The 12,001-nt window shown below is 63.1% G+C and carries 9 protein-coding genes and 1 pseudogene; 4 read left to right on the top strand and 6 right to left on the bottom strand.

The window, feature by feature from the left end:
- Nucleotides 1-92 precede the first annotated feature (92 nt).
- The gene (locus TL10_RS24790) at nt 93-596 is read left to right on the top strand and encodes a hypothetical protein (RefSeq protein WP_043987778.1); all 504 of its coding nucleotides are present in this window, start codon (nt 93-95) and stop codon (nt 594-596) included.
- On the opposite strand, the gene TL10_RS24785 is transcribed toward TL10_RS24790, so the two are convergent.
- From TL10_RS24785 to TL10_RS24770, 4 genes are all read right to left on the bottom strand, one after another.
- Nucleotides 593-2,020 carry a DUF1254 domain-containing protein gene (locus TL10_RS24785; protein WP_043987792.1) on the bottom strand — a complete coding sequence of 476 codons (1,428 nt, stop codon included), beginning with the start codon at nt 2,018-2,020 and terminating at the stop codon, nt 593-595. The genes TL10_RS24790 and TL10_RS24785 overlap by 4 nt on opposite strands.
- A gap of 107 nt (nt 2,021-2,127) precedes the next feature.
- Nucleotides 2,128-3,393 (bottom strand): MCE family protein, encoded by a 1,266-nt coding sequence (locus TL10_RS24780; RefSeq protein ID WP_082068078.1) that lies wholly within the window; start codon nt 3,391-3,393, stop codon nt 2,128-2,130.
- A gap of 249 nt (nt 3,394-3,642) precedes the next feature.
- Nucleotides 3,643-4,497: a glycosyltransferase family 2 protein gene (locus tag TL10_RS24775; RefSeq protein WP_043987777.1), complete on the bottom strand. Its 855-nt coding sequence runs from the start codon at nt 4,495-4,497 to the stop codon at nt 3,643-3,645.
- Between the two features lie 68 nt (nt 4,498-4,565).
- Nucleotides 4,566-5,711, bottom strand: a complete 1,146-nt coding sequence (locus tag TL10_RS24770) for a zinc-binding dehydrogenase (RefSeq protein WP_043987776.1) — start codon at nt 5,709-5,711, stop codon at nt 4,566-4,568.
- Between the two features lie 1,692 nt (nt 5,712-7,403).
- Between TL10_RS24770 and TL10_RS24765 the strand changes: the two genes are divergently transcribed.
- Together TL10_RS24765 and TL10_RS31335 are read left to right on the top strand one after the other, a co-directional pair.
- Nucleotides 7,404-8,948: a hypothetical protein gene (locus tag TL10_RS24765; protein ID WP_131630806.1), complete on the top strand. Its 1,545-nt coding sequence runs from the start codon at nt 7,404-7,406 to the stop codon at nt 8,946-8,948.
- Nucleotides 8,949-9,369: 421 nt separating this feature from the next.
- Complete coding sequence (locus TL10_RS31335) at nt 9,370-9,516, top strand: hypothetical protein (protein ID WP_157850393.1); 147 nt, start codon at nt 9,370-9,372, stop codon at nt 9,514-9,516.
- On the opposite strand, the gene TL10_RS24760 is transcribed toward TL10_RS31335, so the two are convergent.
- Together TL10_RS24760 and TL10_RS29815 are read right to left on the bottom strand one after the other, a co-directional pair.
- Nucleotides 9,504-9,989, bottom strand: a complete 486-nt coding sequence (locus TL10_RS24760) for a MarR family winged helix-turn-helix transcriptional regulator (RefSeq protein WP_043401039.1) — start codon at nt 9,987-9,989, stop codon at nt 9,504-9,506. The genes TL10_RS31335 and TL10_RS24760 overlap by 13 nt on opposite strands.
- A 721-nt stretch (nt 9,990-10,710) precedes the next feature.
- On the bottom strand, nt 10,711-11,052 hold the full coding sequence (locus TL10_RS29815; protein WP_131630805.1) for a hypothetical protein: 342 nt from the start codon (nt 11,050-11,052) through the stop codon (nt 10,711-10,713).
- Nucleotides 11,053-11,587: 535 nt separating this feature from the next.
- On the opposite strand from TL10_RS29815, the pseudogene TL10_RS31795 reads away from it, so the two are divergent.
- Nucleotides 11,588-11,728: pseudogene (locus tag TL10_RS31795) on the top strand (Mu transposase domain-containing protein); the annotation flags it as partial.
- Nucleotides 11,729-12,001 lie beyond the last annotated feature (273 nt).

Genomic DNA, 12,001 nt, shown 5'->3' with positions numbered 1-12,001 from the left:
CGTAAGTGCGATGCACGCAGCCACCCAACCGGGCAATTTTTGACCGCTCCGCCGAATACGTTGATACCGTGCGCTCAACGAGGGGAGCGATCATGAGCAACTCAATTCGTTCGGTGGCAGTCGCGGCGGCAGTGATCGGCCTCGTGGCCGGCTGCAGCAGCGGGTCCGACTCGGGCGCCAAAAGTTCGCCGAGTTCCGCGTCGACGAGCGCCGCAGCGTCCAGCACCGCGTCATCAGCAGCTGCGGCGACCCCTGCAGAACTGCAGGCACTGGTGCCGACGCCCGCCGGTACCGTGCAGACCTTCGGCCCAGACCCTATCGCGGACAACGGGGTTCACCTCAGCTTCAAGGTGACGGGCGGTCCCGCTGACGTGGTCAAGGCCTACAAGGCCGCACTCGAAGGCAAGGGCTGGGCCGTCACGACCATCGTGTCGAACGACGGCGGATCGAGCGGTGGTGGCGGCGCCACCTACACCGGCACCCACGGCAACAACTACGGCGTGTTCGACGGCGGCGGGTTCGGCACCGAGACGTTCTTCAACGTGTGCGCGTGGCCGGCCAAGCCGGCCCAGCCGAACTGCGGCCGCAAGAACTAACTCTTCACCGCCTTCGGCGCCTGCCAGGTGCCGTTGAGTGCTTCGGGCTTGGGCCAGTACAGCCGCATGATCAGCTGGAACGGACCGTCCGGGGACGGCAGCCAGTTGGCTTCCTTCTCTGGTCCGGGTGACTGGTTCTGCACGTAGATCGTGATGCCGCCGTCGGCGTCCTTGACCAGGTTGGGCAGCATCGGCGAGTTGATCAGGTACCGGTTGATCGGGTTGGCCACCAGCAGGCTCTGCGGCATCTTGTACATGGTCAGCGACCAGAACGAGTTCACCGGCGGCAGCTGGCCCGGTGCGAAGCGCAGCGTGTACTTGCCGGCGCCGGTCAGCGGCGCCCCGGTCGAATCCACCGACAGCACGGGGTAGATCGCCTCGTCGGCGGAGTTGCCATAGATGCCGAGCACCGCGGCGGCCATGCGGTATAGGTAGTTGCCGTTCAGGAACTCCCGCGTGCCGAACAGCTGCGCGGACGTCACCTGTCCGGTGTCCAGCTTGTCCTTCTTGAAGGCCTCGGCTTCGGCCCAGGCGTCAGCCATGCCGGCTTTCACCGCCTCCAGCTTCTCCTTGCTGAGCTTGTCGGCATGGAAGTCGCCGTCGGGGCCGATGCCGATCTTGGCGAAGCGGGCACGCACGTCCTGCTCGCCCGGCAGCACCGGTGCGTACTTCAGCAGGAAGTTGAGGTTCTCGAAGAACTTGGGTGAGGTCTTCTCGTCGTCGGGCGACAGCGGGACAGCGAAATCGACTGGCGGGGCGGTCTTTGCGGGCTGGTGCTCAAATGCCGACAGCGGCTCGACGGTGTAGCCGGCCTGAATCTTCTTGACGTTGTCCAGGTCTGCGGGGTCGAACAGCTGGGTACGGTAGATAACCTGCACGAACTGGGTGTCCGAGCGGATCACCTCGGTGATGCCGGCCGGCTTGTCGCCTTTCCAATCCGGGCCTGCCAGAAGGTATTTCCCGCCGCCGTTCCCGGTGGTCCGGCTACCGACGTAGGCGAAGTTGAAGGTGTAGCCGTCGACGAACTGCAGCGAGTAGTACCGGCCCGCCTCGATCGGCGGCACGGTGAGCACCAGCGGTTCGGCACGCAGATCGGCACCGAGCATGGTGTACGGCGTATCCGAGTTCGGCGTCTGCACCGCGGTGTCCTCGGGCGTGAATACCCTTGCAATGCTGTGGGTTTGATTCCACTCACCCTTGTATTGCGGGTTGGCCTTGTCGACGAAGTAGGCGTTTTGGATGCGGTAGGAGTCGACCATCGGGAAGCCGTAGACGTAGGCGTCTTTCGCGATCGCCCGGACGTCGTCCTGACTCGCCGGAGCCGACGACGACGCCGTGACGTCCTTCGATTCGGACTTCTCCCCGCAGGCCGTCATTGCGGTCATCAGCACAACCGCCAATCCCAGCGCCCAGAACTTCTTCATCGATGCCTGATCCCCCACTCACGTCACCCGTGGACCACAGGCAACTCACAGCATCGAGTTCTACCACGTGCTGTGCGAGACATGGCGCGATCAGGGGCGATGGCGCGTCAGGGGTTGATCGTGTTCTCGCCGTCCTGACGGCCCCAGACGTATTCGGACGCGAAAGGCGAACCCAGGCCAAAGTGGTTGTACGGCGCGATCGATGCACCGGTGTCCATCACCATGTACGGCATCGGCCAGATGTCGCGGGTGACGGTCCAACACCCCGGCCGGCCCATGGGGCCGCCCCTGGCGTTGATCCGCGGCAGGTTGTCCGGGTAGACGTACTGGTTCGCCGAGCCGACAAGCGCTGTGTGCGAGATCAGCGAGTAACCGTTGCCGCCGACGGCGAAGGACGTTGCCTTCACCGCACGAGGGAGAGCCCTTATCCCGCAATCGATCTCGGGGCTGTACTCGTCGAGTACCCGAGTCGTCGGTAGGAGGTCCTGCGCGCCACGAACCAGGTACGGCCCGCCGCGCTCGAAGATGTCGCCGCCGGTGTTGCCGAAGCCCACTGATGCCATCAGCGCCTGATCGATGTTGCCGCGCTGGTCATTCAACGTGCGCTCGGTGGTCACCGCGTTCGTGAGTCCGTCCCACAGATCTGGCGACGCGTTCGCGTAGACCTCGGCCAGATCGGCAAGGGCGCGGTTGTCGTGCCGGATCGACGGCATCCGCTGATTCAGGTCGGCCAGAATGACGTTGCCGTTGACCAGCGACTGACCGAACTTGTCACCCAGCCCCTCGAGCGCCTGTGCCGCGGCGGTCAGCGTCGCGTTCAACTTCACCGGGTCGACCTGTTCGGAGATCGCAGTGATGGTCTCGAACAACGTATTGAACTCCGTGGTGACGCTGACAGCGTTGACGGTGTCGCCTGACTTGAGACGCTGCGGCGACGGGTTCGGCGGCGACGTCATCGAGATGTATTTGTTGCCGAATACCGTTGTGGCCAGCAGCTTGACGTCCACGTTGCGCGGCAGCACGCCAAGGTATTGCGGGTCGACGTCGAGGATCAGTTTGGCTTCGGGCTTCTCGCCGGGTGCGGTGACGATTTCGGTGCCCTTCAACCGCCCGATCGGCACTCCGTTGTAGGTGACCTTCGAGCCGTTGTCCATCGACAGCCCTGCGCGACTGGCCAGCACGTACACCTGGGCTTTGGAGTCGAACGCTCCTCGGAACTGGAGCCAGGTGAGCGCCATCCCTGCGGCAGCAACGAGAGCCAGGATCAGGCCGGCGATCTTGTACGGCGGGGTCCGATCTCGATTCAGCGGCGCATGCACCTGCCCCGCAGCGACAGGCGGCAGCGGCTCCAGCGGCGGCCGTGGTTTTGTCATGCCATTCCACCATCAGATCGAAGTGCGGCCGGGCGCCGTTGCCAGGCCTTCATCGATGTCGACTGGTAAGCAGGGTACGACTGTCACCGGCCTAACGGCGCGCAAATGACAAACATCTAGCAAACCGTAATCTGGCAGGCCGGGCACTCAATGGCGACCTTCTCGCCATCACACGGCGGTTACCACCAAAGTGATGACAGCCGTCAGCAAATTGGCGGCCGTGGCCTTCGGCGCAGCACGTGCGCTGAGTTACGGAACTGCTGGAGCAGGCCGACCGACGGCACGGACACGCAGCAGCCCTATTGCCTCCTGCAGCGCGCCGAGGTTCCACGCCAACGAGCACGTCGTCTTGCGGCGGTCCACACCGGACAACCACGCCGCGGCCCATACGATCGATTGCAGCGCCGCCCCCATTGCGGCGGGTCCCAGCCACCACGGGCGGAATTTGTCCAGGATGCGTGCTTCGCCGCGGCCGAAATTCCGATACTGCACGAACGCTGCCTTCAGATCTGTGCGCTGCACCTTGCTCACCACCGCACCGGGCACGAACTCCAACTTGAACCCGGCTTCGGCTACCCGCCAAAAGAAGTCGACCTCATCGGCGCCAAGCTTGAACGATTCATCGAAGCCCTGCACGCGGGAAAACACCTCACGGGTGAAGCCGCAGTTCGTGCCGTTCGCGAACACATCCTTGCGGGCCAGAGTCGGGTAGAGCCGGCGTTCCCGCGCCAACAGGGTGCCGTCGTCGAGAATTCGATCGAGCCCACCGCCGACCGCCTCCGCCCCGCCCACGAAAGCGCGGTGATACGCCTCGATCCATCCGTCGTGGACCACATCGTCCGCGTCGGTGAGCAGAATGAACTCCCCCTTGGCAGCTGTAATCCCCACATTACGAGCGACATTCGCGCCCGGCGCCCGACCCGCATCCACAACACGCACGCGCGGATCAGAATAGGAGCGCACCAGGTCGGCAGTGCCGTCCGCTGACCCGTTGTCGGCCACGACGATCTCGAACTCGGCACTGGTTTGCTGCGACAGCAGGGCATCGAGTTGTTTGGCGAGGACACGCGCACCGTCCCGGCATGGGATGACCACGGAGATCATGAGCCGAAAGGTAGCTGAGATTCGTCCCGTACGCCTGTCACGCGAGGCGCTTCACAGGGCACTCGCAGCTACGGCACCGCCTGCGGAGTCACGAGGAATTTCTCGCCGGTCGCCTTCTTGAGGTAGCTGGTGAACGCCTCGGGCTTGAGCAGGCCGGCCAATGAGACTTCTTGGGTGTAGGTGCTCGCGAAGGTTGTGGTGAGCTCCGCGGCGACGCGGGCTCGTAGCCTGCCGATGACCTCCGCCCCCGCGCCGGCGAGGAACGGCGTGAGCAGCCAGCCACCGATGCCCCACGACATGCCGAAGCTTCGGTTGAGGACGGTGGGTCCGGTGTCGAGGCTGCCGTAGATGTACACCTGCTTGTGGACGGCGGAGCCATAGCGGGAGTACTGCGTCGCGGTCGCGTTGGCGGCCTGCTCCATGCCGTTGAGGATTTGGCTCGCCAGGGTGCCGCCACCGGTGGCGTCGAACGCCAGTGTCGCGGAGGTGGCTTTGAGCGCTTCGAGCAGGTCCTGTTCGAAAGTCGTTGCAGCAGAGTTGCATACGTGGACCGCACCTAGGTCGCGCAGGATTTCTTCCTGCTCGGCCTTGCGGACGATGTTGACCAGCGGCACCCCGTCAGCGCGGCAGATCTTGACCAGCATCTGGCCGAGGTTCGACGCTGCCGCCGTGTGCACCAGACCCGAATGTCCTTCTCGCCGCATGGTTTCCACCATCCCCAGCGCGGTCAGCGGGTTGACGAACGACGACGCCCCGTCCCGGGCAGTCGCGCCGTCGGGCAGGACCAGACAGGCGGCGGCATTGACGACGCGGTACTGCGAGTACATGGCGCCGCCGGCGATGCCCACAGTCTTGCCGAGGAGCGCCTGTGCGGCAGGCGACTCCCCCGCCGCCACCACCGTGCCCGCACCTTCGTTGCCGACGGGAAGCGATTGCCCGACCCGGACGGCCAGCTGCGCCAGTGCCCCGGGCGGCAGCGGTGCGGTGACGACGGGGCGGTCCGGGGTGCCCGCGACCGTCGCGGCCGACATGTCCGCACCCGGAATCAGCAGGCCCAGATCCGACGGGTTGACGGGCGATGCCTCGACCCGGACGACGACTTGGTCGGCGGTCGGGGCCGGGATGTCGACGTCGTGCAGCGAGAGCTCGAGCATGCCGTCCGGGGTCACCAATGACCGCAATTCCAAACCGGTCTCGGGTGGTGCTTCGGTCATTGGTATGTCTCCGATCGTCGAACCCTCACCTGAACAGTAACCACAATCACCTCACAGGCGGTCGTGTCACACCGGCCAGCTTCCTCGAACAGGCAATCAGACGGATTCACTTCCGGGCACTTCGACGCAAACAATCAACCGGGTGGACTCCCACCGGCCTGCCCCTTCTCAACCCCTCATTCGAAAATGATTGCTACCCAACATGAGTGATCCGACCATGCACAGCCGGCTCTACTCCACTGAGTGGCAATCGTTCATCGACGGTCGTCCCTGCCAGCCGCGCACCGATCCGGTTGTGCGCGAACCACGCGCGACAACGAGCGGCCACCCGACAGCGCAACCAGTCCTGTAAGCGTGCTCGTGCGCGTCGTTGACCGCTACCCCTTTCAGCAGATGGGGACCAGCGGCCAATTCTCCGCAGGTGCAATGCGCCTGCCAGCGCAGACCCACCGGCATCACCGAAACCATCCCCGTACCCGACGTCGAAGAGCTGCTCACGACAGAGGTTGCTTCGGTCATGCGCGCGCCGATGGCGGTACCTGCGCTGACTACTGCGGCCGCGGCGGAATGACGAACCCGATTGCCACCGTCGCAGTTTCGGTATGACACTTGCGATCACTTCCTGTCTCCGCCGTTGGGCGGGCGAGCTGACTGCGCCGCAGGCGTACTTACGATCACCCTGCGTTCGCCGCGCGGTTCGCGTGGGAGCTCGCGCGTCCACCCGCCTGACTGCTCCGGGTGTTCGTGCTGGCGTCGCGCGGTGACGGCTGATCCGCGAACCGTCGGCCGCCGCACCGATCGAACACCCAAAATGGTTGTGGCCCTCCGCCTTCCAGCAGAGCCCACAACCTGTTCAGCTACTCGGTTCCGGCGTGACCCCCGCCGGCCGTAACGTCAGCTGCATTACCCCATCCCTCGATTGCGTGAGCGATCTCAGCCCGCCGCTGTCACAAAATTAACCCATGAGTAAGTTACAAAGCAACAGTTTTCCGCGATTACAGCTACTTCCAGAAAGGCGATACCCCTCTCGCGCCAACTGAACAGCCCAGTTCATAGGTCATATGCAGGGCAGTTGAGCACCCGAGGCCAGGCTAGTAGCAAACCTAGAAGCCACGGCGCCCGAATGCTCCACGCATTGCCTGGGCACCTGCGGCGGCAACCATTGGAGCCCCCCGCGAGCAGGCACTTGCCTGCGTGGAGCCACGTCGGCAGGAGTTTGCCGATCTGTTTTCAATCAAGTCGGCCACACCGAACGGGGCGAAGCCGGGATGGTGCAGCCGGGATGGCAACAGGGCGGCCGCCTGCGATACCCACCGCCTTACCGAAGAGCGCCTGCGCCACGGGCGACCCACCCGTGGCCACGACGGTGCCCGCGCCTTGGTTCCCGACCGGCGCGAATCAAAATAGCCAACTAGAACGCCGGTTGAGCACCCTCGACTATTCTCACACATTCAATTAACCATGTTTAGTTAAATGCTTTTAGTTAAACGGATTTAGCTAAATGAACCTAGTCAAACGCGTTTGAGTATCGGTTTGCTGATATCTGTTCCAAAATTCAACAGCCAGCAACAACCTACCTCAATCCAGATTGCGAGTGACGGGGTCCCGAGACGGAAATAAAAATACTTGCGGAATTCGACTTCCATTCAGGTAGCCTCCGGTTGTCACGACCGTCAATTAAGGAGAGATGGCATGCAGGTTGCCGTTCCACGCATCAATATGGGTATTGCGCTGGCGGGTGCCGGTGCGATAGCGCTCGCCCCGATCGCCCAACCGATGCCCGCCATCGCCGAACTACAAGCGCAAGCGGTGTCCTCGGCAAAGGTTGCTCTCACGGCGGCGGTGAACCCGATTGAGCAGTGGGGCAACATCATCCGAGACGCACTCGCCAACGGCGGCGGACTCGTCGAAACCTATATGACCAACCCTGCGCCGATCCTGCACCAGCTGCTCATCAACGGCCTCGGCTACGGCGGGCAGACGTTTGCGGCACTGCAAAGCTCGTTCGGGAATCTCGTCGACCAACTGAAGTTGGACAACCCCTACGGCTTCCCGGCAGGGGTTCAAAACGCCTTCAACCAGATTCGGGCGGGCCAGCTCTACGAGGCTTACAACACGCTGTTCAGTGCAGGGCTCGGACTCATCGTCGGTCCGGTGTTCCCGCTGCTCGAACTTCTTCAAATTCCGGTCAACATGGCGCAGAATTTCGCGGACGTCGTCGCCGTGGCCCCGAGCGTTCTGGTCGGCGCAAGTTTCGGAGTCATCGGCACCGTCAACGGCACCATGCAGGCGACCGCATTTCAAGCGCAAGCCATCCTCGACGCGCTGAAAGCCAGGGACTTGATGGGTGCCGTCAATGCCCTCGTCGCCACCCCCGGCGCGATCGTCAACGCGGTGCTCAACGGGTTTGCGCTCTCCGGCGCCCCTGGGCTGCTCACCTCAGGCGGACTGATCGACCAGGTGATCCAAGGCCTCAACGCGATCGCGCACGCGCTCGCTCCGGCTACGTCCACGTCCCTCGCGGCGAAGGTGGCCGATACTGCACCGTCCGCTGTTCCGTCGGCTGCTTTGTCGGGTGCGACGGTCACGCTGGGTGCGGAGAAGGTGACGACGCCTGATGCACCGAAGGTCGCGGCGACGAAGACCTCGGAGACGAAGACCTCGGAGACGAAGACTCCGGCGACCGAGACCACCGGGGCAGAACCCGCCGCGACGACGCCAACCGCAGGGGCACCTGCCGCATCGTCGCCCGAGACACCTTCCCCCGCAACCGAAACGAAGCCGGACTCGGGCACGACCTCGGGCACCACCACGACGCCAACCGGTGGCACCGGCTCCACCAGCGGCACCACGGCCGGTGAGCCGACAAAGCCCACGAAGCCCGCCGGATCGACCGGCAGCGAGACGGGTTCGGGGAGCACCGGCTCCGGCAGCGGCAGTGGCGCATCCGGCACGACCGATACACCCACCAAGCCCACCAAACCCACCAAGCCCACGAAGCCCAGCGGATCGACCGGCAGTGGGACGGGCTCGGGCAGCACCACCGCGCCAACCGGTGGCACCAGCACCACCGGCGGCACCAAGACCGGTACGCCCACCAAGCCCACCAAGCCCAGCGGATCGACCGGGAGCCAGACGGGCTCGGGCAGCACCGGATCCGGCAACAGCAGTGGCGCATCCGGCAGTGGTAGCGGTGCCTCTGCATCCGGAGGTGGCGCTTCCCACGCCGCCGCGTAGTCACACCTTTTCCAAGACCAGTGGGTCCCGCTCATGAGCGGGACCCACTGTCGTCTGGTGTCGCGAGGGGTCGCCAGACATGCAGCGGCCCCCGAACCTTCGTTCCTGGCGTAGACAGACTGATGGGCTCGGGGGCCGGGGGCTGTGGGGAATTACCCAGCGCGCGTGAGCGATTCAGCTGCGCGCAGAGCAACGAACACGCCCGGCGCTACCTAAGCTGACTGCCACCCCGACATGCCCATGAGTCAATCCGATTCCCGGACTACTGGCTCGTTGTGCACGAGCGACCCGCACTCCCGAAGCCCGGGGCCGATATCTGCTTTCGCTTCCCGCTCAACCGCAGCGCAGGTTCGCGACGTCTAGCGGTCAGTGTGATGCTCGACAACAACCAGATACCCTGTGCACCAACGAGTTCAGCGACGTGGATCGGACCCTCCCGGCATTGCACGTCAGGTCCGCGCGCCTCATCAGCGCACCGCTCGACGTCATACCCAACGACCCGGCCGCGAAGATGCCAACCGCGCGGTTCGCGGTTCTGGAGATCGACGATGACTCCTACTGGGGGTAGGGATCCAATTCACGCATCCGCTTCAGGTGAGCTCGTTGTATTTCGTCCGTACGGCTGAGGAACCCGACGATCAGGGCAATCTCCGTCGCGTTGTAATAGCTCAACAACATCTTGCCGCCCTGATCCAGCAGCGGGGAGACGAGTTCCGAGATACGGCGAGCAGCCAGATCCGTGGCCAACACGACTACTCGGCGATGATCGGTCGGATGTAACGAGCGACTGACGTATCTCAGCTTTTCCAGGCGGTTGAGCACGATCGTGGTGCCGGCGGCAGTGAGACCGAGCCGGTCGGCCAGAAGTCCCGGCGTCGTTGCCTTCTCGCCCGTAAGGAGAATGTGCAACAGGGCACGTAGATCGGTGTGATTGACGCCGAGCATCCTCATCAATTCGTGCGCCAATTCGTCGACGGATCCATGAAAAGATTCCAGTCTTCTCTTCAAGTCTGCAGCGATCCGAGCGAGTTCAGTTGCCATCGGACGAAAGACCTCCCCCAAGGTTCTCCACTGGACCTGATCATAGCGACGGTCGAGTGGCTCCGGACGCCATTATTGACGCTTTGGCTAGAACTGTCGATGACCAACTTTGCCGCCGCTTTGACGGTCAATACCTGCTGGTCATGGACCTCAACTTTTCCGCGTGACCCCAGAACGGTCAGCAGCTGCGTTGTACCAAACACGCGTGGGGCTGGCCGCTGGGACATGTTGGACTCGGCGGCGAACCGCGCCAGACCGCGGGTTGGAACCTCGGAAACCGCTGGACTCATACAGGGAGCACCGTCTTGTCTGAAACCCGGGCGATCTCTGTTTGATGAGCATGCGGAGTTGGAGTGCTTACGCCAAGAAAAAATTCCGCATTGCACAGTATCCGTGGCATCGGTGGTTTGGATTCATAGACAGGTACCGGTGCTTATTTCGATGTGCAAACGTCAGCTTCCGCGAGGTGGACGACACCGCCGGGCTGGGGTTCATTCACAAACGCAACCGACAGGTGCGAATAAGAGATTCGGGAGAGAATAATCTTCTCCCTTCGAGATGGTGACCGGAAAATAGAAATAACCCTCGACTGGGCTGGTTATTCAGCCCAGTCGAGGGCTATTCACCGCTGCACTTCCCCAGGCCCTGCGCTGAGTCTGACCCCAATCCGATCAGCGCCGTCCATATGTACAGTCGGCTATTTCTTGCGCGCCATCCAGAGTTAGGTGACGGTCGTGGTGGTGAGCGTCGGAGAAGGATTCGGGTAGCACGCGGTTGCGGCGTTGAAATTAGAACCAATCACTGGTTTCAAGGTAGTGGTGAAGGTCATGCCGGGATTCGCATAGCTGTTGCCGGCATAGTTGCTGGTAATTGAGCCGGGAGCATTGGCCGTCACGTTGATGGTGATCGCAGGCGGGGTGTACGTCGAGCCACCGGGAATTGGACCCGGAACGGTGAGCACGACGTTACTGCCCACGACGGCTGTCGAGCCTGGGAAAGTTCCACCGGATGCACTGGAGGAGACATAGGTCGAGTTCGCCGGGATCGGGATGATCATCTTCATGTTGCTGATACTGACGACCGTAACAAGGGGGACTGGGTTCGTCGGAACCGTCGATGAACCCGGCGCAATGGTAATGGCCACGGGAGAACCCGCGGTTACCGAACCAGGCGCGGTGCCGGTAACCGAGGTTGTCATGCTCGACGTCTGAGGGGTGCCCGAAACCGTAGCCTGACAACTCCAATTCACAGAGACAGCCGCATGTGCCGTCCCTGCAAAACAAAGTGCGGCAGCAAGCGCCATCGGAGTAATGGCGCCGGCACGACGCAACATGGACGCATTCGATCGCATAGTTATCTCCAAGAGGTGAAGGTAGCGACGTGGGCGAGGTGCCGCGCCGCATTAGAGCGAAGAAAACATAACTCGCCTCCAATGAAATTCCGTGCACATTTTGAATACGTTTCGATGACCGTGTCGCATTCATTACTCGCAATTAGTTATTCAGTATTGAGAATTGCACAAAAGAAAGTTATTACCAGAAAGATATTGAATGCGGAATTTCATGACACCCATTGAGCTCGCACCCGAGTGATCCCGGGCCGAGGCCCCGATCACCGATCGCGGGGCGATGGAGAGCCTGCCGCCGGTGGCGCCGACGACCGGAACCACGCTGAGCACCCGGTTGGGCCGCGACTACTGCGTGGCGATCACCTTGAGTGCCTATTCGGTGCATCCCGAGGCGCGCAGGTGAATCACCCACGTGCGCTGGGTAATTCCCCACGGCCCCCGGGCCCCCGAGCCCTTCCGTGCACGCCAGAATCCAAAGCTCGGGGGCCGCTGCATGTCTGGCGACCCCTCGCGACACCAGACGACAGTGGGTCCCGCTCATGAGCGGGACCCACTGGACTTGAAAAGGTGTGACTACGCGGCGGCGTGGGAAGCGCCACCTCCGGACGCAGATGCACCGCCACCGCTGCTGCCGGATGCGCCGCTGCTGCTGCCGGAGCCCGTC

It is taken from the genome of Mycolicibacterium llatzerense (assembly GCF_000878195.1).
Taxonomy (GTDB): domain Bacteria; phylum Actinomycetota; class Actinomycetes; order Mycobacteriales; family Mycobacteriaceae; genus Mycobacterium; species Mycobacterium llatzerense.
This window is presented reverse-complemented; position numbering and strand designations above follow the sequence as displayed.